We start from the raw sequence: 19,861 nt of genomic DNA on the forward strand, positions 1-19,861 counted from the left end.
CGCCCGGGCCGTCACGCCGGTACGAGAAGAGACGCGGCTGCCGGCCCGAGCGCGCCGCCGAGTTGGTAGAAGAGGACGAACACGCCGAAGGCGGCCGGGCGTTGGGGTACCGGCGCTGTCTGGGCCGCGTATCCGGAGAGGATGGCGTTGCTGCCGGTGGCGGCGAGTACGGCGAAGGTGGCGGCGGCCAGGAGCAGCGCGGGTGACGAGGCCGTGGTCGCGGTGCCGGCGGCCACGGCGCCGAGGCCGAGCAGGGTGACGTAGACGGTGGGGCGGCTCATGCGTGGGGACGCCGCCGCGAGCAGCCAGGACAGGGCGGCACCCGTCAGGAGCGCGACGAGCTGACCGGTACCGATGGCGCCGGTGGACCAGGCGGAGCGGTCCTGCATCAGCCGCGGAACCGCGAACAGCAGCGTGAAGTACGAGGTGGACAGGGCGAGGGCGACGCCTGCCGCCGCCAGGAAGGACCGGCTGCGCACCAGCACCGCAGGCAGGAATCCGTCGGGGCGGCGGCGCACCTGGCGGGTGAGCAGCGCGGCAGCCGGAATCGCGGCGAGCACGGCGGGGACCGGGGCGGTCGGCAGCAGGACCAGGGCCGAGGCGAACGCGAGCAGCAGGGCGGCGCCGCGCCCGTCGAAGGCGCGCGCTTGCGGCAGCGGTGCGGCCCGGACATGGCGGAGCACGGCGGGTACGGCGATCAGCGACAGGGCCGAAAGGGCCAGGGACAGGCGCCAGGACACCGCGGAGGCGAGTAGTTCGCCCGCCAGTGGCCCGCAGGCTCCGAGTACGCCGAAGCCCGAGCTGATGCCCCCCATGCGGCGCGGCGGGCCTGCCAGGTTCATCGCCACCGCGACGAGTCCGGCACCGCCGAGCGCCTGTGCCGCACGGCCGGCCAGGAGCAACGGCAGCCAGGGAGCCAGGCCGGCGGTCAGGGTGCCTGCCATGACAAGTCCCGTTCCCCACCGCAGAGTTGACGCGGCTCCTTGTCGGCGCAGGAGTCCCGCCATCAGTGGTGTGCCTACCGCCATGCCCCAGGCGAAGCTGGTGACCAGCCAGGTGGCGGTGGCCGTCGACACTGCGAGGCTGTCGCCCATGGCGGGGAGGATCAGCGTGGGCGCGTTGGCCCCGACGGCCGTGGGAGTGGCGAGAAGCGCGAGCCAGAGCACCGGCACGAGGGCGGGGGACGTCGGCGCGGCGGTGCGGGTGGGCGGCGAAGTGGTGGCAGGCATGCCGGACCTCCTGGTGGGCCGAAGTCGGGTCAGACGGTGGTGACGACTTCGTCGTAGGAGAGTCGGGGCAGGCGCGGGAACCAGGCGTCCGGGCCCGGCCGGCCGATGTTGACGACCATGAGCGGGAGGTGGTCGCCGTCGAGGAACTCCTTGCGTACGCCCTCGTGGTCGAAGCCGGTCATGGGGCCTGCGGCGAGGCCGGCGGATCGCAGTCCGACGATGAAGTACGCAGCCTGCAGGGCGCCGTTGAGTCGGGCGGACTCCTCGCGCACGGGTCGCTCCGCGAAGTAGGCGTCCTTCACGCCGGGGGCGTGCGGCAGGAGCCGGGGCGTCTCCTCGTGGAACTCGCAGTCGGTGGCGAGGACCGCGACCAGGGGCGCGGCGGCGGTCTTCGTGTCGTTGCCCGGATCCATGCGGGTGACGAGCCGCGCCCGGGCCTCGGGGGAGCGCACCAGGACGACGCGCAGGGGTGCGAGGTTGAAGGCGGTGGGGCCGTACTTGATCAGGTCGTAGACGGACTGGAGTTGGGCGTCGGAGACCGGTTCGTCGGTGAAGGTGTTGGCTGTGCGGGCCTCGCGGAAGAGGAGGTTCTGGGTGTCCGGGGGCAGGACGAGGGACATCGGGGGCTCCGTTTCACTTAGGATTGATAATCTCAACGTTGAGATAAAAACAGCCGATTCCGCTCAGCGTCAAGTGTCTTAACGTTAAGAAAACGCCTGTTGAGGGAGTGCCCCTTGAGAGGGTTCAGGTTGAGAAGCACTTCGTTGAGAAGGCCAACGTCGAGGGAGAGCCCAATGAGTGACGCGGTGGACGAGATGATCGGTCAGTGGGCGGAGCAGCGGCCCGAACTGGCCGACGACATGTGGCCGTTGCAGCTCCTGAGCCGCGTCCAGCGCATGGGCCAGATCCTCACCAAGGAGGTCAAGCGGTTCGCCGCGGAGCACGGTCTGGAGCAGGCCGAGGCGGATGTGCTGTTCACCCTGCGGCGCTCGGGCCCGCCCTACGCCCTGACCGCGGGCGCGTTCCTCAAGGCGTCCATGGTCACCTCGGGCGCGATCACCAACCGCATCGACCGGATGGAGGCCAAGGGCCTCGTCGAGCGGGTCCGCGACGGAGCCGACCGGCGCACGGTGCGCATCAGCCTCACGGACCACGGCCTCCGGCTCGCCGACGAGCTCATCGCCGATCACCTCATCAACTACGCCCGCATCTGCGAGGCGTTGGACCGTGACGAGTGCGAGCAGGTCGCCGGAGCACTGCGCAAGCTCCTGGAAGCGCACGGGGACACATCGCTGGCCTGAAGGGGCCGTCCTGCGGGACTGGTCCTCCCGTTGGAGCCGGGCGGTTCCGTGGGGAGTGCCGTTCGGGGCGTGGGTAGCCTGCCCGGCGGCGGATCCACGCGAGCGACGAGGTGACTGGCTGCATGTTCACGACCCGGCCCACACTGCAGGGCACGTTCGGAATGGTGTCGACGACGCACTGGTTGGCGTCCCAGTCGGCGATGGCGGTACTCGAGTCCGACGGCAACGCCTACGACGCCGCAGTCGCCGCGGGTTTCGTGCTGCACGTGGTCGAACCGCACCTCAACGGCCCAGCGGGCGAGGTGCCGATCCTGCTCGCACCCGCGGACGGCGAGGTGCGTGTGCTGTGCGGCCAGGGACCCGCCCCGGCGGGGGCGAGCATCGCGCACTACCGCTCCCTCGGGCTCGACGCGGTCCCGGGCACCGGCCCGTTGGCGGCCGCCGTGCCCGGCGCCTTCGACGCCTGGATGGTGCTGCTCCGCGACCACGGCACCAAATCGCTCGCCGAGATCCTGAAGTACGCCATCGGCTACGCGGAGAACGGGCACCCGCCGGTGGAGAACGTGGGCGCCGTGGTGACCGCCGTACAGGACCTCTTCGAGACGGCATGGCCGACCTCCGCCTCTGTGTACCTGCGGGACGGGCAGCCCCCGCGCGCGGGGGACCTGCTGCGCAACCCCGCGCTGGCGGCGACCTGGCGCCGACTCATCGCGGAAGCGGAAGCGGAGGCGGAGGCGGAGGCGGAAGCGGAGGCGGAAGCGGCGGCCACCACGCACACCCAAACCCAAACCCGACCCCAAACCGACACCCAAGCCGCAGCCGCTCTCCAGACCCCCCACCGCACCCGCGAGATCGAGGCGGCCCGCCGCATCTGGCGCGAAGGCTTCATCGCCGACGCGCTGATACGCCAGTCCCGCCGCCCCACCCTGGACACCAGCGGCACCGCCCACACCGGCACGCTCACGCACGCCGACCTGGCCGCCTACCGCGCCGGGTACGAGGCCCCAGCCACCTACGACTGGAACGGCTGGACCCTGTGCAAGGCAGGGCCCTGGAGCCAAGGGCCCGCCCTGCTGCAGCAGTTGGCGCTGCTGCCCGACGATCTGCCCGCCCCGGGGTCGGCCGAGTACGTGCATCTGCTGATCGAGGGCTGCAAGCTCGCCATGGCCGACCGCGAGGCCTGGTACGGCGACTGCGCCGACGTACCGCTGGACGCCCTCCTGTCGCCCGAGTACAACGCCACCCGCCGCACCCTGATCGGCGACCGCGCCTCGTCCGAGCTGCGGCCCGGCAGTCCCGACGGACGCGCCCCGCGGCTCAGCGGACACGCCACCGCCGACGGCCGCGTCACCGGCGTCCCGCAACCGGGCGTGGGCGAGCCCACCGTCGCGCGCGACGGCCGCACCCGCGGTGACACCTGTCACCTGGACGTCGTCGACCGCTGGGGAAACATGGTCGCCGCGACCCCGAGCGGCGGCTGGCTACAGTCCAACCCGGTGGTCCCCGAGCTCGGCTTCCCTCTCGGCACGCGCCTGCAGATGACCTGGCTCGAACCCGGCCTGCCGTCGTCCCTCACGCCGGGCCGCCGTCCCCGCACCACCCTGACGCCGTCCCTGGCCCTCCGCGACGGTGTTCCGGTACTCGCCTTCGGTTCGCCGGGCGGCGACCAGCAGGACCAGTGGCAGCTGCACTTCTTCCTCGACGTGGCCCTGCGCGCACGGGTCCGCGGCACGCTCGACCTGCAGGGCGCCGTCGACGCCCCGAACTGGCACAACGAGTCGTTCACCAGCTCCTTCTTCCCGCGGGGGATGCAGCCGGGAAGCGTGACCGTGGAGGACCGGATCGGTGAGGACGTCATCGAGGGACTGCGGGCACGAGGGCACCACGTCACCGTGGGTGGACCCTGGTCGGAGGGCCGCCTGTGCGCGGTCGCCCGGGACCCGCGTACGGGAATCCTCTCGGCAGCCGCCAATCCCCGCGGAATGCAGGGCTACGCCGTCGGACGCTGAGCCGGCCCAGGCCCCGCGTCCGCCGCCCCGGGAATTCACCCCGGAGTCACCGTCCGTGCACCGGGCGCAGCGGGCGTTGTCAGTGTCGCGTGTTCTGATGGGACACATGATCGAAAAGATGGAGGCCTTCCTGAAGGACGGCCTGACCGATGTGGAGGAGGCGGTCCGCAAGGCGGCCGCAGCCGAGATCGTGCCGCGATTCCGGCAGCTGGCCGCACACGAGATCGTGGAGAAGCACGGGCCGCACGACCTGGTGACGGTCGCCGACCGGCGCGCCGAGGAGCACCTGACGGAGTCGCTCGGACGCCTGCTGCCCGGTTCAGTGGTGGTCGGCGAGGAGGCGGTGCACGCCGACCCGTCGACGTACGCGGAGCTGCGCGGGGACGCGCCCGTGTGGATCGTGGACCCGGTCGACGGCACCCGCCAGTTCGTGCACGGCGACCCCGGCTTCTGCACCCTGGTCGCTCTCGCCCTGCGCGGCGAGCTGCTCGCGTCCTGGACGTACGCGCCCGCGCTGGACGAGATGGCCGTCGCGGTCCGCGGCGGCGGCGCCCGGCTCAACGGCGATGTGCTGACCGCGGGATCCCCGGCCGACGGTGTGCCCCTCGAAGTCGCCACCTCCCACCCGGACTTCACCACCGACGCCCAGAAGCGCGCCCTGCTCGGACTGCAGGTGCCGGGGGTGAACGCCAGGCCCTGCGGCTCGGCGGGCCTCGAGTACCTCGCGATAGCCAGGGGCGAGCTGGACGCGATCGCCTTCTCCTGGGAGAACGCGTGGGATCACGCGGCGGGGCTGCTCCTGGTCGCAGAGGCGGGCGGCTCGCAGCGCACCCTCGAGGGAGTGCCGTTCCGCCTGGCCGGGGGCAACGCACTTCCGTTCTCCGCGGCCCGCGACGAGGTCACGCTCGACCGGGTGCTCGGACTGCTTTCGGCCGGAGCCTGACCTGAGGGCGGGGCCGGCGTCCGGCGTTGAACCGCACGCCGAGGACCTCGAACTCGACCAGGGTCCCGACGGCCGGCCAGTTCTCCGCCGCGCCCAGCTGCCCCATGTCCACGAACCCCTGGACCGGCAGCGGGAGTTCGACGAGGAGGCCGGTCACACCGATGCCCCACGGCGTGGCTGCGACGGTGCCGGTCACCGAGGCGCCGGCCGGCAGCGGCCCGCGGTCGCAGGGGGTGAAGTGCCGGTCCCTGCGCGCGATCGTCCAGGCCCGCTCGAACTCCCCGGAGGTGACGTGCACTTGGGTCGCACCAGGCTCCCGGCTCGCCTCGGTGGCCGTCGTGAGCGGTGAACCGTACACCGCCCGGTACAGCCGCACCGCAAGCGACCCGAAGTCCTCGCACAGCGCCGTGAGTTCGGCACGCGAGGCCGCCACGCACGCCGCGCCGTCCGTGCCCGCCTGCCGAGGACCGGACTCACGGGCAAGGACGTCAGGCACGAGATCGGGACGGAACGAGGCCTGCCGCAGGACGGCACCGGCCGCGTCCGTCTCGAACCAGTCCTGTGTGTGACCGCCCGGCGCGCGGCGGCGGAATCGGCGCAGCATGGTCCGGACCCTACCGCCGGACGACCCGCCGGAGCCCGGGCCTATCCTGGGCGGGAGTGGCCCGGCTGACGAAGGAGTCCGAAGGTGCCGTCGATGCTTGATGCCGTCGTCGTGGGGGCGGGACCGAACGGTCTGACCGCGGCCGTCGAGCTGGCCCGCCGCGGCTTCTCGGTCGCCGTGTACGAAGCGAAGAGCACCATCGGCGGCGGTGCCCGTACCGAGGAGCTCACCCTCCCCGGCTTCCGCCACGACCCGTGCGCCGCGGCGCACCCGCTGGGTATCGGCTCGCCCGCCTTCCGCGACCTGCCGCTCGGCCGCTACGGCCTCGAATGGCTGCACGCTCCGCTGCCGATGGCACACCCCTTCACCGACGGGACCGCGGCCGTGCTGTCCCGGTCGGTCGCCGAGACGGCCGCCTCCTTCGGGGCGCGCGACGCGGGCGCGTACCGCCGCCTCGTCGCGCCGTTCGTCGGCAAATGGGACAGCCTGGCCCGCGACTTCATGTCGCTGCCGCTCAGCGCACTGCCCAGGGACCCGGTCACGCTGGCACGCTTCGGCCTCACCGGGCTGCAGCCGTCGAGCTGGCTGCTGCGCGAGCGGTTCCGCGACGATCGCGCGCGTGCCCTGTTCGCCGGACTCGTCGCGCACGTCATGGCACCGCTCGGCGGCATCGCCACCAGCGCCGTCGGCCTGGTCTTCGCGCTCGCCGCGCACGCGAACGGCTGGCCGGTGGCCCGTGGCGGCACCCAGGCCGTCTCGGACTCCCTCGCCGGATACCTCAAGGACCTCGGCGCCGAGGTGCACACCGACTATGAGGTGAAGCGCCTCGACGACCTGCCGCCCGCCCGCGCCTACGTCTTCGACACCTCGCCGACCGCGCTCGCCAGGATCGCCGGCCTCGGCCGCGCTTACGAGAACTACCGTTACGGGGCAGGCGTCTTCAAGATCGACTACGCCCTGGACGGACCGGTCCCCTGGACCGCGCCCGAGGCGCGCCGCGCAGGCACGGTCCAGATCGGAGCGTCGAGCCGGGCCATCGGCCACGCCCTGCACCAGGCGTCCCGCACCGACCGTGCCCCCGACGACCCCTTCCTGATCACCGTCCAGCCCACCCTCGCCGACCCGTCCAGGGCCCCGGAGGGCAAGCACGTGTTCTGGGCGTACGGCCATGTGCCGAACGGCTGGGAAGGCGATCTGACCGACGCCATCGAGCGCCAACTGGAGCGTTTCGCACCGGGGTTCCGGGACCGGGTCCTGGCCCGCGCCACCGCCGGCCCGCCCGAACTCGCCCGGCGCAACGCGAACTACGTCGGCGGCGACATCGCCTGCGGTGCCGCGTCAGGACTCCAGCTCCTGCTGCGCCCCGGCCTCTCCCTCAAGCCGTACAGCACCCGGCACCCGGCGGTCTTCCTCTGCTCGTCGGCGACCCCACCGGGCCCCGGCGTGCACGGGATGTCGGGGCACAACGCGGCCAAGGCCGTCTGGCGCCGCCTGCGCACCACGTCCTGACGACTTCGTGCAACAGTTGGGCCATGAGTGAGCATTACGAAGTCGTTGTACTGGGTGCGGGTCCGGGCGGCTACACCGCGGCGGTCCGTAGCGCACAACTCGGCCGCTCGGTCGCGGTGATCGAGGAGAAGTACTGGGGTGGTGTGTGTCTGAACGTCGGCTGCATCCCGTCGAAGGCCCTGCTGCGTAACGCGGAGCTGGCGCACATCGTGACCCGGCAGGCCGAGCAGTTCGGCATCCGGACCGATGGCCCGATCACCGTCGACTACGGCGCGGCCTTCAAGCGCAGCCGCGAGATCGCGGACGGCCGGGTCGCAGGCGTCCACTACCTGATGCGCAAGAACAAGATCACCGAATACGACGGCCGCGGCACCTTCACCGACGACCACACCCTGCAGGTGTCCCTCGCCGACGGCGAGACCCGCACCGTGACGTTCGACCACTGCATCCTCGCCACCGGCGCCACCACCAGGCTGCTGCCCGGGACCAGCCTCAGCGACCGGGTCGTCACCTACGAGGAGCAGATCCTCGAGCAGGAACTGCCCGGCAGTATCGTCATCGCGGGCGCCGGCGCGATCGGCGCCGAGTTCGCCTACGTCCTGCACAACTACGGCGTGGACGTCACCGTCGTGGAGTTCCTCGACCGCATGGTGCCCACCGAGGACGCCGATGTGTCCAAGGAACTCGCCAAGCACTACCGCAAGTTGGGCATCAAGGTCCTCACCTCCACCCGGGTCGACGCGATCGACGACTCGGACCCGGCGGGGCCCGTCCGGGTCACCGTGACCAAGGGCGACACCCAGGAGGTGCTGGAGACCGACAAGGTGCTGCAGGCCATCGGTTTCGCCCCGCGTGTCACGGGCTACGGCCTGGAGGCCACCGGCGTACGGCTGACCGAGCGCGGCGCGATCGACGTCGACGGCCGTGGCCGCACCAACGTGCCGCACATCTACGCCATCGGTGACGTCACCGCCAAGCTGATGCTGGCGCACGCCGCCGAAGCCATGGCCGTCATCGCGGCCGAGACGCTCGCGGGCGCGGAGACCATGGAGGTCGACTTCCGGATGATCCCGCGGGCGACCTACTGCCAGCCGCAGGTCGCCAGCTTCGGATACACCGAGGCGCAGGCCCGGGACGAAGGCTTCGACGTCCAGGTGGCCAAGTTCCCGTTCACCGCGAACGGCAAGGCGCACGGTCTCGGCGAGCCGGTCGGTTTCGTCAAGGTGATCAGCGACAAGGCGTACGGCGAACTGCTCGGCGCGCACCTGATCGGTCCCGAAGTCACCGAACTGCTCCCGGAGTTGACGTTGGCTCAGCAGTGGGACCTGACCGTGCACGAGGTCGGCCGGAATGTGCACGCGCATCCGACGCTCGGTGAGGCGGTCAAGGAAGCGGTGCACGGACTCGCCGGTCACATGATCAATATGTGACCCACGCCGCCTGCGTCCCGGGTGTCCGGGGCGCAGGCAACGCCCGCCACCGGCCGGTGAGTTCAGTCCGGCCGGTGGATCAGGCGGCCCGTGACGCGGCGCGGAGTCAGGACCACCCACTGCTCCGTCCCGCCTCCCCTCCAGGGGGAGTTCGGGCTCAGGGCGTCGAGCCGCTCCTGTTCGGCCGGCCCCTGCACCTCGCGTGCCTCGCCGACGAACAGCACACTCCAGCCGGTACGCGTCACCTCGTCGATCCGGTCCACCTCGAAGGCCGCCGTCTGGCCGGCCGCACCGGCGACGACGGTGCCTTCGGTCGTACGGACCGCCAGGTGACCGTCCGCGGTGACCACGTAGTTGACCGGCACGATCGCCGGGAGTCCGTCGCGGTCGGCGAGGCCGAATCGGCCGATGCCGTGGAAGCCCACCAGATCGCGGCAGTCGCCCTCGGGCAGTCGCACCAGATCCGCGTACCCGGACTCGGGCGCCCGGCCCGGCGGCTGATCGACATCGGCTCCGGACAGTTCGGCCGGTGAGCTGCCGAGGGCGTCGGCGACCCGGGTGACGAAACCGATGCCCGGTGCGGACGGATGGCTCTCCACGTAGCGGATGTACTCGGGCGAGGAGCCGACCCGTTCCGCGAGCTCTTCCACGGTCAGCGCGTGATCGCTGCGGAGCGCTGCCACTCTGCGGCCCAGATCGCTTCCCGCGGAGGCGTCGCCCTCGGACATGCTCCGCGGATCGGTCGATTCCGTCATCGCCCGCTCCTTCGCCGGTTGCCGCAATGATTATCCGCCGCTGCCCGCGGGCTCGCACACGCGCAGGTCGCAGGCTCCGGCGGATCCGGCACCCGACCCTGCGCCGCACCCCGCTCCGAACCCTGCGCCACCCCTGCTCCGTCCCCCTCCAGGATGATGTCGCATTCTCGCCAGCCGAAGCCCTGACCATGGGTGAGGCTTGTCCCATGCACACCGACACCGAGAGCTGCGTACGGGCCGTCCAGGCGAAGGACGCGCGCTTCGACGGCTGGTTCTACACGGCCGTCGTGACCACCGGGATCTACTGCCGGCCCAGTTGTCCCGTCGTGCCACCGAAGCCGCGCAACATGCGTTTCTACCCGAGCGCGGCCGCCTGCCAGCAGGCCGGCTTCCGCGCCTGCAAGCGCTGCCGCCCGGACACCACCCCCGGATCGCCGCAGTGGAACCACCGCGCGGACGCGGTCGCCCGCGCCATGCGCCTGATCGGTGACGGCGTCGTCGACCGCGAGGGCGTCACCGGACTCGCCGACCGCCTCGGATACAGCACCCGCCAGATCGAGCGCCAACTCCTCGCCGAACTCGGCGCCGGCCCGCTGGCCCTGGCCCGCGCACAGCGCGCCCAGACCGCCCGACTGCTCATCGAGACCACCCGACTGCCGCTCGCGGAGGTCGCGTTCGCGGCCGGATTCGCCTCCGTACGCACCTTCAACGAGACCGTCCGTGAGGTCTACGCACTCGCCCCCGGCGAACTGCGCGCACGTGCCGGACGATCGCCGAAGGCCCCCGACACCACCTCGGGCGTACTGAGCCTGCGCCTGCCGTACAGAGCTCCACTCAACCCCGACAACCTCTTCGGCCACCTCGCCGCCACGGCCGTCCCCGGTGTGGAGGAGTGGCGCGACGGCGCCTACCGGCGCACCCTCCGGCTGCCGCACGGCCACGGCGTGGTCGCCCTCGCCCCGGCCGACGGACACATCAGGTGCCGGCTCTCGCTCACCGACCAGCGGGACCTCGCCGTGGCCATCGCCCGCTGCCGCCGGCTCCTCGACCTGGACGCCGACCCCGTGGCCGTGGACGACCAGCTGCGCACGGACCCCCTGCTCGCGCCGCTCGTCGACAAGGCTCCCGGGCGCCGGGTGCCGCGTACGGTCGACGAGGCGGAGTTCGCGGTCCGCGCCGTACTCGGACAGCAGGTCTCGACGGCCGCGGCGCGTACCCACGCGGCCCGTCTGGTCACCGCACACGGCGACAGGATCGAGGACCCCGAGGGCGGGCTCACCCACCTCTTCCCCGCGCCGGAGGCGCTCGCCGCACTCGACCCGGAGTCGCTCGCGCTGCCCGGCAGTCGCCGTACGACACTCACCACGCTCGTCGGCGGACTCGTCGACGGTTCGCTGCGGCTCGGCGTCGAAGGGGACTGGACCGAGACACGGGCCCGGCTGACCGCACTGCCGGGCTTCGGGCCGTGGACCGTCGAGGTCATCGCCATGCGCGCGCTCGGCGACCCCGACGCGTTCCTGCCGACCGACCTCGGCATCCGGCGGGCCGCCGAGAGCCTCGGCCTGCCGTCCACGCCCGCCGCGTTCACCGCCCGCGCGGCGGCCTGGCGCCCGTGGCGGGCGTACGCCGTCCAGTACCTGTGGACCGTCGACGACCACCCGATCAACCACCTGCCGTCGTGACGGCGTCCGCCCGTCCCGCTACCCGTGAGGAAGCAGCCATGCGCACCCACACTGTGATCGACAGCCCCTACGGCCCGCTCACGCTCGTCGCCACCGACGGCGTCCTTTCGGGCCTCTACATGACCGAACAGCGTCACCGCCCACCCGAGGAGACCTTCGGCGACCGCGACCCGGAACCCTTCACGGAGGCGGTCCGGCAACTGGACGCCTACTTCGCCGGAGAGCGGACGGACTTCGACCTACCGCTGTGCCTCGCGGGCACGGACTTCCAGCGCACGGTCTGGGCCGAACTGCGCCGCATCCCGTACGGAGAACGCCGCAGTTACGGCGAACTCGCGGAGTCCATCGGGGCGCCGGCAGCGGCCCGCGCGGTGGGCCTGGCCAACGGCAAGAACCCGATCGGCATCATCGTCCCGTGCCATCGCGTGGTCGGGGCCAACGGCAGCCTCACGGGGTACGGGGGTGGCCTGGCGCGCAAGCAGCGGCTGCTCGACTTCGAGGCGGGGGAGGAGTGACCTTCGGTTCCCGGTTCCCGGTTCCCGGCTCACTGCGGGCTGCGGGCTGCGGGCTGCGGGCTTCCAAGGGGGGGATGATCGATCATTTCTCGCCGGATCCCGCCCGGCATCACCCGCCATCTGCCGATTTGGCGCCCGACTTCCACCGGCCTCCGCGAGGCCGGGCATGGGCAGGAGCCCCTCGGGCCGGTTAAGGTCGCAGCGGCGCGACGGCCTTGCCACGAGCGAGGCCCACGAAGCAAGGGGTACCAAGGTGGCGGACGCTGTAAATGCCGCAAGCACGACAGCTCACGGCAGGGACCGTGTGCTGATTGCCGCGGACAAGTTCAAGGGATCGCTCACGGCCGTGGCCGTCGCCGAGCATGTGACGGCCGGGCTGCGCCGTGTCGTGCCGCAGTTGAGCGTGGAGGCGCTGCCCGTCGCCGACGGCGGCGACGGGACGGTCGCCGCGGCGGTCGCCGGCGGATTCGAGCGCCGCGAGGTGCGGGTAACCGGCCCGGTGGGCACGGAGGTGACCGCCGCGTACGCGCTGCGCGGCGACACCGCGGTCGTCGAGATGGCGGAGGCCTCCGGGCTCCAGCTGCTGCCCGACGGGGTCTTCGCCCCGCTCACCGCCACCACCTACGGCTCGGGCGAACTGCTGCTGGCGGCGCTCGACGCGGGCGCGCGGACCCTGGTCTTCGGCGTCGGCGGCAGTGCCACGACCGACGGCGGGGCCGGCATGCTGGCCGCGCTCGGCGCACGGTTCCTGGACGCGGACGGTGAGCCCGTGGCTCCCGGCGGTGGGCCGCTGCGGGAACTGGTCACCGCCGACCTGTCCGGGCTCGACCCGCGCCTCGCGGACGTCGACCTCGTGCTCGCCAGTGACGTGGACAATCCGCTGACCGGGCCGAAGGGCGCGCCCGCCGTCTACGGGCCGCAGAAGGGCGCGAGCCCCGAGGACGTCGAGACGCTCGACGCGGCGCTCGCGCACTTCGCGACGGTCCTCGAGAAGGCCGTCGGGCCGCAGGCCGCGGTACACGCGAAGGCGCCCGGCGCGGGCGCGGCGGGCGGCATCGGGTACGGCGCCCTGGTCGGCCTGAACGCGAGCTTCCGGCCGGGGATCGACGTGATGCTCGACGTCCTCGGCTTCGCCCCGGCGCTGGAGCGGGCCACTCTCGTCATCACCGGCGAGGGCTCGCTCGACGAGCAGACCCTGCACGGCAAGGCGCCGGCCGGAGTAGCGGCGGCGGCCCGCGCGGAGGGCGTCGACGTCGTCGCGGTCTGCGGGCGGCTCGCGCTGCCGGCGGAGGCGCTGGGGGCGGCGGGGATCCGCCGGGCGTACGCGCTCACGGACCTCGAGCCGGACGTCCAGCGGTGCATCGACGAGGCGGGGACGATCCTGGAGGACCTGGCCGAGCGCATCGCCCGGGACTTCCTGGCCTGAGCCATCTCCAGCGCGTCCGACGCGCGAGGGCAACCCCGTCGGGCCGGTCCTGCACCGGCCCCCGTTCCGGCCCCGCCCTCAACCGCCGGACGCGCTGAGACCGCCCAGCCGATGTGCGTCCAGGGCAAGCGTCATCTCCGTGAGATCCCGCGGCCGCGACAACGACCGCGCCGTGAGGTGCTCAAGCCTCCGCAGCCGGTTGAAGACCGTGTTCCGGTGGCAGTACAGACGCCCCGCAGCTCGCCCCGCCGAGCCTTCGCACGCCAGCCACGCCTCCAGCGTCTCGAGCAGCACCGCCCGGTCCGCCGGATCGAGCGCGAGCAGCGCCGCGAAGACGTCGGACACCAGGAGGCCCGCCAACTCCGGCTGGCTGACCACCAGTGCGGCCGGCATCCGCCGGTCGAGCCGCACGATGCCGGTGGCGTCCGGCGCGCACGTACGCAGAGCCAGTTCGGCGAGCCGACGGGCCCGCCCCAGCTCGCCGAGCCCCGCCACCACAGGACTGACCCCGCCGGGACCCGGCGCGCTGCCGAGGAGTTCGGCCAGCGCGTCGAGCCCGGTGTCCGCGGCGAGCGAGGCCACCCCCAGCTCGTAGTCCGCACGCATCCGCCACACGCACCGCACCCCTGAGCCCTGCACGAGCCGGTGGAAGGGCTCACGCCCGTCACGCCGCTCCACCCGCAGCGCCACCACCGCGTACCTGCCCTGCTCGGGCAGATCGAGCCCGGCCGCCGCCCGGGACGTCAGACCGGGTGAGCGGTCGCCGTCCAGGAGCGCGTCGAGCAGCGCCTTCAACCGCTCGTCCGTACGGCGGCGCAGTTCCAGCTCGGTGCTGCGGTAGGCCTCCGAGACGACGTCGGCGAGTTCGTCGACCGCGCGCCAGATCATCGTCGCCGACTGCATCAGGACCGCGAGCCGCTCCGGCTGCCGGGCCGAGGACTCCTCGACGAGCGTCTCCCAGGTCAGCTGTCCCGCCTGCCGGTAGGCATGCACGAGCAGGTCGAGCGGCAGCCCCTGCTGGGCACGCCGACGGCCGAGCAGTTCGGCATGCTCCAGATCGCGGCGCGGGGACGCACGAGGCGCCCGGATCGCCTCGATCCCGATGCGCATGGCCTCCTCCGCCTCCTGCCAGTGCTGGTCGTGCGGGATGACCCGGAGGTACGTCGGCGAATGCGCGGCCAGCCGCCGCAGGAACTCGTCGACCATGTCCGGCAGTCCGTCGAGCAGACCGCCGCAGGCCTCTGCGAGCAGTTTCCAGTCGTGCCCCGTACGGGGCCTGCGCCCACTCATGGGCCGGAGCATGCCACTGCGTGCGGCACCCCGGCAGGCCCCTGACAAGGGATGTTGTGCTCGTGCACAACGCCCTGCCGCACCCGCTGGTCACCGGCAGCGATTCGGCAGGCGCACGTAGACGTACCGACCGGTCGGTGCTGGGCTGTGCGCCACCGACCGGGCTGCGCAGGGCGGCCGGGCGATCCAGGGAAGGGGAGCCATGGGGGGTGCCGCACTCGCCGTACGAGATCTCGTCGCCGGATACGGACCCGTGAGCGCACTGCGCGACGTGTCGATCGACGTGCCCGAGGGGTCCGTCGTGACCGTGCTCGGCGGCAACGGAGCCGGCAAGTCCACACTGCTGCGGGCGATTTCGCGGACCCTGTCGTTCCACGGCGGAGCCGTGACCGGCGGGACCATGACGCTCGGGGGCCGGCCGTTCGACGGCCGCAGGGCCGACCGGGCCGTCGCCGCCGGAGTCTCCCAAGTGCCCGAGGGCCGCCAGGTGTTCGCCCGGATGACCGTGGAGGACAACCTCCGGGCCGGTGCACTCGGCGCGAGCGGCCCGCGCACGGCGAAGGCCGCGGCCCTGCGCCGCGTGCACGAACTGTTCCCCGTACTCGCCGAACGCTCTCGCCAGCAGGCCGGACTGCTCTCCGGCGGCGAGCAGCAGATGCTCGCCGTGGGCCGCGCCCTGATGGCCTCCCCACGCCTCTTGCTGCTCGACGAGCCCTCGCTCGGTCTCGCACCGCTGATGGCAGCCCGCATCGGCGACACCATCCGCGAGATCAACGGCCAGGGCACCTCGGTCCTCCTGGTCGAGCAGAACGCCGCCCTCGCGCTGCGCCTCGCCACCCACGCCTACGTCCTGGAGGTCGGCGAGGTCACCCTCGCCGGCCCCGCGGCGGAACTCGCCGCCTCCGACGAGGTGCGCCGCCGCTACCTCGGAGTGGTGGACGAGACGGCCGCGGACGACGCCTCGCGCGCCACCGAGGCCCGTCCCGTGCTCAGCCGCTGGGAGGACAGCCGATGACCGCCGTACCAGCTCTCGAGGTCAGGGGACTCACCGTACGGTTCGCCGGCCTCACCGCCCTGGACGCGGTGGACTTCACCGTCGCTCCCGGCACCGTGCACGCGGTGATCGGACCCAACGGCGCGGGCAAGTCCACCTGCTTCAACGTGCTCTCCGGCGTCTACCGTGCCGCCTCCGGCAGCGTGCGCCTGGGCACCGACGAACTCACCGGACTGCCCCCGCACAGCATCGCCGGACTCGGCGTCGCCCGTACCTTCCAGAATCTCGCCCTGCCACCCACCGCCACCGTCGCCGACAGCCTGCTGCTCGGCCGCCACCGCCTGACCCGGGCCGGTTTCGTCGCCGCCGGCCTGCGGCTCCCGTCCGCCGTGCGCGAGGAGCGCCGGCACCGCGAACGGGTCCGTGAGATCGCCGAGTTCGTCGGCCTCAAGGACGAACTCGACCGCCCCGCGGGCTCCTTGCCGTACGGCGCACAGAAGCTCGCCGAACTCGCCCGCGCCCTGTGCATGGAACCCGAGCTGCTGCTGCTCGACGAACCCGTCGCCGGCATGACCGCCGACGAACGTCGTCGTACCGCGGCCGTCATCGCCGGCGTCCGCGACAGCCTCGGCATCTCGATCGTCCTCGTGGAGCACGACATGGGAGTCGTGATGCGCCTCGCGGACACCGTCACCGTCCTCGACTTCGGCCGCCGCATAGCCGACGGCACACCTGCCGCCGTGCAGAACGACCCGGCGGTCGTACGCGCCTACCTGGGCGAGGACGCGGAGGAAGCCTCATGACCACCTTCGCCGAACTGCTCCTGAACGGCGTCTCGCTCGGCTCCGTCTACGCCCTCATCGCCCTCGGCTTCGTGGTGATCTTCAAGGCCACCGAGGTCGTCAACTTCGCCCATGCCTCCCTGCTCCTGGCAGGCGGCTACGTCACCGCGGTACTGCACGACGACATCGGCTTCTGGCCGGCGCTGCTCGTCGGCGTGGCGGGGGCCGCACTCGTCGGCGCCGCCATCGAGTTCCTGGTGATGCGCCGGTACCGGGGCCGGGACCACAGCGTGCTCGCCATCGTCACCATCGGCGTCGACATCCTCCTGGTCACCGAGCTCACCCGGCGCATCGGCACCGACGTGCTCGCCGTCGGCGACCCCTGGGGCGACGCCGTACTCACCATCGGTTCCGTCACCATCGCGCAGACCCGGGTCGCCGCACTGATCGCGGCGGGCCTGCTCATCACCGCCTTCCTGCTCGTCTTCCGGCACACCTCGTGGGGCGTGGCGATGCGGGCGGCGGCCGAGAGCGCGGAGACCGCCGCCCTGATGGGGGTCCGGCTCGGCCGGGTGTCGCTCGGTGCGTGGGCGGTGGCCGGTGGACTCGCCGCGGTGGCCGCCCTGTTCCTCACCGTGTTCCCGACCCCGGGGCTCGAACGTTCCACCTCGCTGGCCGCGATGAAGGCCTTCCCCGCGGCGATCCTCGGTGGCCTCGACTCCACCACGGGCGCCCTGGTCGGTGGTCTCACGGTGGGCATCACCGAGTCGCTCGCCACCGGCTATCAGAGCGATCTGACCTTCCTCGGCCGCGGGCTCGGCGACCTCGCGCCGTATCTGGTGATGATCGTGATCCTGCTCGTCAGGCCGGCCGGACTGTTCGGTACGAAGGAGCTCGCCCGTGTCTGACACATCAGGAACGACCGTCGTGGCGGGGGAGGGAACACCTCCCGCGAAGACCGTTCGCGCCGTCCGGCCGCCCGGCCCCCGTCTCTACCTCTGGATCGCGGGCTGCGTCCTGCTGCTCGCGCTGCCGTTCTACCTGGACCGGTTCTGGCTGCAGGCGGGACTGTTCGCGATGGCCGCGGGCATCGGCGCCATCGGCATCAACATGCTCACCGGCTCCACCGGCCAGCTGTCCATGGGGCACGCCTTCTTCCTGGCGGTCGGGGCGTACGGCTACTGCGCCTTCGCCGGAGACGGCGGCGACGGCCTCACCGGTCTCGGCCTGCCCACGGTCGTGGCCGCGGTCCTCGCGGTGGCGCTCGCGGGTCTGGCCGGAGGCCTGTTCAGCCCGATCGCCGGCCGGCTGCGCGGTGCCTACCTCGGCATCGCCACCCTCGCCCTGATCTTCATCGGCCAGCACGTGCTGTTCAACGCCCACGACCTGACCGGCGGCTTCAACGGGCGGGACGTACCGCCGCTGAACGTCCTCGGATTCAGCTTCGACGACAGTGAACTCGTCATCGCCGCCGTCCCGTTCGGCTCCGCCGAGAAGCTCTGGTACGCGGGTCTCGTACTGCTCGCCGGCTGTGCGTTCTTCGCCCGCGGAGTGCTGCGCGGCCGGCCGGGCCGCGCGATGAACGTGATCCGCGACCACCGGATCGCGGCCGGCGTGATGGGCGTGCCGGTCGCCCGCTACCGGGCCGCGGTCTTCGTCCTGTCGTCGATGTACGCGGGCCTCGCCGGAGTCCTGCTCGCGCTCGTCTTCCAGCGGACCGTGCCCGACTACTTCGGCATGGTCCTCTCCCTCGAGTACCTCGCCATGATCGTGATCGGCGGCCTCGGATCGGTGGCCGGCGCGGTGATCGGCGCGGCCTTCGTCTCGCTCCTGCCGCAGGTGCTCACGCGCTACAGCGACGCGCTGCCGCTGGTGGCCGAATCGGGCACCGGCGGGGTCGCGCCGGGTGAGGCGGCCCGCTATCTCTACGGCGCCGCGGTCGTCGCGGTCGTCCTGTTCCTGCCGGGTGGCCTGATCAGACTCGTCACCCGGCGCGGCACACCCTCGAAGCACCCCCAAAAGCCCACACCTGGAACTCCAGGACCCTCAGGGGAGGAACGATGAACGCGCAGCGAAGGACCCACCGGAACCGGCGCTCCACCCGGGCCGCGGCCACCGCGCTCGCCACCCTGCTCGCCCTCGGCGCGGCCGCCTGCAGTTCCAAGGCGACCGGCGGCGACGGCAGCGGCGAGGCGGGCGCGGGGGGAGTGAAGACCGGTGACGGAGTCACCGACAAGACGATCCCGATCGGCGCCCTCACCGACCGGACCGGTGTCTACGCCACCCTCGGCAAGAGCGTCACCCAGGCACAGCAGCTCTATGTGAAGCAGACCAACGCCGCGGGCGGCATCTGCGGCCGCAAGCTCTCCCTCACGGTCCGCGACCACGGCTACGACCCGCAGAAGGCCGTGGCCGCGTACACCGAGCTGGAGCCGAAGGTGCTCGGCTTCGCCCAGTTCATCGGCTCCCCGTTCGTCGCGTCCGTCGACCAGCGCATCCGCTCCGACAAGGCCCTGGTCATCCCCCAGGCCTGGTCCGCGGACCTGCTCGGCAATCCGTACGTCCGGGTGATCGGCTCCACGTACGACCTGGAGACGATCAACGCGATCGACTTCCTGATGAAGGAGAAGGGCCTGAAGAAGGGCGACAAGCTCGGGCACGTCTACTTCGAGGGCGACTACGGCGAGAACGCGGTGGCAGGTTCCCGGCACATGGCGAAGAAGTCCGGACTGACCGTCGTGGAACAGAAGATCAAGCCGACCGACAACGACATGTCGGCCCAGGTCGTCGCCCTGAAGAAGGCCGGCGTCAAGGCCGTCGTGATCAGCGCGGGCCCCCGCCAGGCGGCCTCCCTGGTCGGCGTCGCCGCGGCGAGCGGCCTCGAGGTCCCGGTGATCGGCAACAACTCCGCGTACGCCCCGCAGCTTCTCGCCACCCAGGCCGGTCCGGCCCTGGAGAAGATGTACTACGTCTCCACCCCGTCCCTGCCGATCGGCGGCGACGCCGAGGGGCCGCGCAAGCTGGCGAAGGACTACGCGAAGGCCTACCCGAAGGACGCCCTGGACAACGGCGTAGTCGCCGGCTGGACGGCCACGGACGCCTTCGCACAGGCCCTGAAGCGGGCCTGCAAGGCGAAGGACCTCACCCGTGAGGGCGTCGGCAAGGCCCTCCTGACGATGGACGACTACGACAGCGGCTTCGGCGCCCAGACCTTCTCCGACCCGGACGCACCCACGTCCACCGAGAGCGTCATCATCCGCCCGGACAAGGGCGCCAAGGGCGGCTCCTCGGTGGTCAGGGAGGCCGGCACGGCCGAGGAGGCGAAGGACTTCACACCCGGCAAGGACTGACTCCCGCACCACCGCACACGCGACGAGGGCCCCGAACCGATC

Annotated in this window: 18 protein-coding genes; 13 read left to right on the plus strand and 5 right to left on the minus strand. The window is 72.2% G+C overall.

Going from position 1 to position 19,861, the window contains the following annotated elements:
- Positions 1 to 11 precede the first annotated feature (11 nt).
- Both DSC45_RS32030 and DSC45_RS32035 read right to left on the minus strand, forming a co-directional pair.
- Positions 12 to 1,229, minus strand: a complete 1,218-nt coding sequence (locus DSC45_RS32030; RefSeq protein ID WP_119295515.1) for an MFS transporter — start codon at positions 1,227 to 1,229, stop codon at positions 12 to 14.
- Between the two features lie 29 nt (positions 1,230 to 1,258).
- Positions 1,259 to 1,849, minus strand: a complete 591-nt coding sequence (locus DSC45_RS32035) for a malonic semialdehyde reductase (RefSeq protein ID WP_119295516.1) — start codon at positions 1,847 to 1,849, stop codon at positions 1,259 to 1,261.
- A 174-nt stretch (positions 1,850 to 2,023) separates the two neighbouring features.
- On the opposite strand from DSC45_RS32035, the gene DSC45_RS32040 reads away from it, so the two are divergent.
- From DSC45_RS32040 to DSC45_RS32050, 3 genes are all read left to right on the plus strand, one after another.
- Complete coding sequence (locus DSC45_RS32040; protein WP_119295517.1) at positions 2,024 to 2,530, plus strand: MarR family winged helix-turn-helix transcriptional regulator; 507 nt, start codon at positions 2,024 to 2,026, stop codon at positions 2,528 to 2,530.
- A 122-nt stretch (positions 2,531 to 2,652) separates the two neighbouring features.
- Positions 2,653 to 4,539, plus strand: coding sequence for a gamma-glutamyltransferase family protein (locus tag DSC45_RS32045; RefSeq protein WP_119295518.1), 1,887 nt, complete (start codon positions 2,653 to 2,655; stop codon positions 4,537 to 4,539).
- Positions 4,540 to 4,645: 106 nt separating this feature from the next.
- Positions 4,646 to 5,482, plus strand: coding sequence for an inositol monophosphatase family protein (locus DSC45_RS32050; protein WP_240434966.1), 837 nt, complete (start codon positions 4,646 to 4,648; stop codon positions 5,480 to 5,482).
- Here the strand turns inward: DSC45_RS32050 and DSC45_RS32055 are convergent.
- Positions 5,439 to 6,086, minus strand: a complete 648-nt coding sequence (locus tag DSC45_RS32055) for a hypothetical protein (protein ID WP_119295519.1) — start codon at positions 6,084 to 6,086, stop codon at positions 5,439 to 5,441. The two genes, DSC45_RS32050 and DSC45_RS32055, sit on opposite strands and share 44 nt — an antisense overlap.
- Positions 6,087 to 6,179: 93 nt before the next feature.
- On the opposite strand from DSC45_RS32055, the gene DSC45_RS32060 reads away from it, so the two are divergent.
- Both DSC45_RS32060 and lpdA read left to right on the plus strand, forming a co-directional pair.
- The gene (locus tag DSC45_RS32060; protein WP_162929407.1) at positions 6,180 to 7,595 is read left to right on the plus strand and encodes a phytoene desaturase family protein; all 1,416 of its coding nucleotides are present in this window, start codon (positions 6,180 to 6,182) and stop codon (positions 7,593 to 7,595) included.
- 23 nt (positions 7,596 to 7,618) lie between these two features.
- Complete coding sequence (gene lpdA / locus DSC45_RS32065) at positions 7,619 to 9,025, plus strand: dihydrolipoyl dehydrogenase (RefSeq protein ID WP_119295521.1); 1,407 nt, start codon at positions 7,619 to 7,621, stop codon at positions 9,023 to 9,025.
- 62 nt (positions 9,026 to 9,087) lie between these two features.
- Here the strand turns inward: lpdA and DSC45_RS32070 are convergent, their stop codons facing one another.
- Positions 9,088 to 9,780 (minus strand): helix-turn-helix domain-containing protein, encoded by a 693-nt coding sequence (locus tag DSC45_RS32070; RefSeq protein ID WP_119295522.1) that lies wholly within the window; start codon positions 9,778 to 9,780, stop codon positions 9,088 to 9,090.
- 206 nt (positions 9,781 to 9,986) lie between these two features.
- Here DSC45_RS32070 and DSC45_RS32075 point away from each other — a divergent pair, with 206 nt between their 5' ends.
- The 3 genes from DSC45_RS32075 (at position 9,987) to DSC45_RS32085 (ending at position 13,403) form a co-directional block, all read left to right on the plus strand.
- Positions 9,987 to 11,462, plus strand: coding sequence for an AlkA N-terminal domain-containing protein (locus DSC45_RS32075; RefSeq protein WP_119295523.1), 1,476 nt, complete (start codon positions 9,987 to 9,989; stop codon positions 11,460 to 11,462).
- 38 nt (positions 11,463 to 11,500) lie between these two features.
- A complete protein-coding gene (locus DSC45_RS32080) occupies positions 11,501 to 11,977 on the plus strand; it encodes a methylated-DNA--[protein]-cysteine S-methyltransferase (protein WP_119295524.1) in 477 nt (158 codons plus the stop codon).
- A 304-nt stretch (positions 11,978 to 12,281) separates the two neighbouring features.
- A complete protein-coding gene (locus DSC45_RS32085) occupies positions 12,282 to 13,403 on the plus strand; it encodes a glycerate kinase (RefSeq protein WP_119295525.1) in 1,122 nt (373 codons plus the stop codon).
- 78 nt (positions 13,404 to 13,481) lie between these two features.
- Here the strand turns inward: DSC45_RS32085 and DSC45_RS32090 are convergent, their stop codons facing one another.
- A complete protein-coding gene (locus DSC45_RS32090; RefSeq protein WP_119295544.1) occupies positions 13,482 to 14,693 on the minus strand; it encodes a PucR family transcriptional regulator in 1,212 nt (403 codons plus the stop codon).
- A gap of 202 nt (positions 14,694 to 14,895) precedes the next feature.
- On the opposite strand from DSC45_RS32090, the gene DSC45_RS32095 reads away from it, so the two are divergent.
- The 5 genes from DSC45_RS32095 (at position 14,896) to DSC45_RS32115 (ending at position 19,819) form a co-directional block, all read left to right on the plus strand.
- Entirely contained in the window at positions 14,896 to 15,708 is an 813-nt protein-coding gene (locus DSC45_RS32095) for an ABC transporter ATP-binding protein (protein ID WP_119295526.1), read from the plus strand.
- The gene (locus DSC45_RS32100; protein WP_119295527.1) at positions 15,705 to 16,490 is read left to right on the plus strand and encodes an ABC transporter ATP-binding protein; all 786 of its coding nucleotides are present in this window, start codon (positions 15,705 to 15,707) and stop codon (positions 16,488 to 16,490) included. The genes DSC45_RS32095 and DSC45_RS32100 overlap by 4 nt, the downstream gene beginning before the upstream one ends.
- Positions 16,487 to 17,377 (plus strand): branched-chain amino acid ABC transporter permease, encoded by an 891-nt coding sequence (locus tag DSC45_RS32105; protein WP_119295528.1) that lies wholly within the window; start codon positions 16,487 to 16,489, stop codon positions 17,375 to 17,377. Before DSC45_RS32100 ends, DSC45_RS32105 begins: the two co-directional genes overlap by 4 nt.
- Positions 17,378 to 17,471: 94 nt before the next feature.
- Positions 17,472 to 18,533 carry a branched-chain amino acid ABC transporter permease gene (locus tag DSC45_RS32110; protein WP_240434970.1) on the plus strand — a complete coding sequence of 354 codons (1,062 nt, stop codon included), beginning with the start codon at positions 17,472 to 17,474 and terminating at the stop codon, positions 18,531 to 18,533.
- Positions 18,530 to 19,819, plus strand: coding sequence for an ABC transporter substrate-binding protein (locus DSC45_RS32115; protein ID WP_119295530.1), 1,290 nt, complete (start codon positions 18,530 to 18,532; stop codon positions 19,817 to 19,819). Before DSC45_RS32110 ends, DSC45_RS32115 begins: the two co-directional genes overlap by 4 nt.
- Positions 19,820 to 19,861: the final 42 nt, after the last annotated feature.

The sequence above is a fragment of the Streptomyces sp. YIM 130001 genome (assembly GCF_003574445.1).
Lineage (GTDB): Bacteria > Actinomycetota > Actinomycetes > Streptomycetales > Streptomycetaceae > Streptomyces.

Coding starts and splice junctions, on each gene's coding strand:
- DSC45_RS32030 (WP_119295515.1), bottom strand. CDS start 1,229: ATGCCTGCCACCACTTCGCCGCCCACCCGCACCGCCGCGCCGACGTCC.
- DSC45_RS32035 (WP_119295516.1), bottom strand. CDS start 1,849: ATGTCCCTCGTCCTGCCCCCGGACACCCAGAACCTCCTCTTCCGCGAG.
- DSC45_RS32040 (WP_119295517.1), top strand. CDS start 2,024: ATGAGTGACGCGGTGGACGAGATGATCGGTCAGTGGGCGGAGCAGCGG.
- DSC45_RS32045 (WP_119295518.1), top strand. CDS start 2,653: ATGTTCACGACCCGGCCCACACTGCAGGGCACGTTCGGAATGGTGTCG.
- DSC45_RS32050 (WP_240434966.1), top strand. CDS start 4,646: ATGATCGAAAAGATGGAGGCCTTCCTGAAGGACGGCCTGACCGATGTG.
- DSC45_RS32055 (WP_119295519.1), bottom strand. CDS start 6,086: ATGCTGCGCCGATTCCGCCGCCGCGCGCCGGGCGGTCACACACAGGAC.
- DSC45_RS32060 (WP_162929407.1), top strand. CDS start 6,180: ATGCTTGATGCCGTCGTCGTGGGGGCGGGACCGAACGGTCTGACCGCG.
- lpdA (WP_119295521.1), top strand. CDS start 7,619: ATGAGTGAGCATTACGAAGTCGTTGTACTGGGTGCGGGTCCGGGCGGC.
- DSC45_RS32070 (WP_119295522.1), bottom strand. CDS start 9,780: ATGACGGAATCGACCGATCCGCGGAGCATGTCCGAGGGCGACGCCTCC.
- DSC45_RS32075 (WP_119295523.1), top strand. CDS start 9,987: ATGCACACCGACACCGAGAGCTGCGTACGGGCCGTCCAGGCGAAGGAC.
- DSC45_RS32080 (WP_119295524.1), top strand. CDS start 11,501: ATGCGCACCCACACTGTGATCGACAGCCCCTACGGCCCGCTCACGCTC.
- DSC45_RS32090 (WP_119295544.1), bottom strand. CDS start 14,693: ATGAGTGGGCGCAGGCCCCGTACGGGGCACGACTGGAAACTGCTCGCA.
- DSC45_RS32095 (WP_119295526.1), top strand. CDS start 14,896: ATGGGGGGTGCCGCACTCGCCGTACGAGATCTCGTCGCCGGATACGGA.
- DSC45_RS32100 (WP_119295527.1), top strand. CDS start 15,705: ATGACCGCCGTACCAGCTCTCGAGGTCAGGGGACTCACCGTACGGTTC.
- DSC45_RS32105 (WP_119295528.1), top strand. CDS start 16,487: ATGACCACCTTCGCCGAACTGCTCCTGAACGGCGTCTCGCTCGGCTCC.
- DSC45_RS32115 (WP_119295530.1), top strand. CDS start 18,530: ATGAACGCGCAGCGAAGGACCCACCGGAACCGGCGCTCCACCCGGGCC.